Origin of the sequence: Amycolatopsis sp. La24 (genome assembly GCF_029087445.1) — a bacterium.
Taxonomy (GTDB): Bacteria; Actinomycetota; Actinomycetes; order Mycobacteriales; family Pseudonocardiaceae; genus Amycolatopsis; species Amycolatopsis nivea.
The window spans coordinates 1-757 of record NZ_JARACH010000150.1; the positions used below are offsets into that span (position 1 = coordinate 1).

The 757-nt window shown below is 64.7% G+C and carries 1 protein-coding gene; it reads left to right on the top strand.

Annotated features, from left to right (window positions below; translation table 11 throughout):
- A partial coding sequence (locus PUT80_RS46230; protein WP_275295926.1) for an IS3 family transposase occupies positions 1-716 on the top strand: 716 nt, incomplete at its 5' end.
- Positions 717-757: the final 41 nt, after the last annotated feature.

Sequence of the window (757 nt, forward strand, 5' to 3'; positions counted from 1 at the left end):
CCCAGGCGCACAAGGACTCGAGCGGGACCTACGGGTCGCCGCGGATCACTGCCGAGCTGCGTGAGCGGGGCGAGGTGATCACAGCGAAGACCGTCGCCAAGATCATGGCCTCGATCGGGCTTGAGGGCATCAGCCCGCGCACGTTCAAGGTGAAGACGACAGTGGTCGATCCGGCCGCGTCGTTCCCACCGGATCTGGTCGACCGGCACTTCGACCGGGACCGGCTCGACGCGGTCTGGCTGACCGACATCACCTATCTGACGTGCGGTCAGGGGGACATGTTCCTGTGCGCGATCCGGGACGGACACTCCCGGAAAGTGTTGGGCTACAGCATATCCGACCACATCGGCGCCGAGATGGTCACCGACGCGATCGATGCCGCCGTGGGCACCCGCGGCGGCAGATGCCGTGGCACGATCCTGCATTCCGACCGTGGCGGCGAGTACACCGCGCACCTGACAGCGAAGGCGTGCTTCCGGCACGGCCTGCGCCGGTCGATGGGCGCGACCGGAATCTGCTGGGACAACAGCCCAGCGGAGTCGTTCTGGTCGACGTTCAAACACGAGCACTACTACCGGCACACCTACGCCACAAAGACAGAACTCGTTGCCGCGATTGACAAATGGGTCCGTTTCTACAACAGTGTGCGGCGGCACTCCGCTATCGGGATGCTCAGCCCCGACAACTTCGAGCAGGCACTCCGAACGGCTGCCTGAACCCCTCGTAAGCCCCTGTCCACCATTCGGGGTGAACCTCA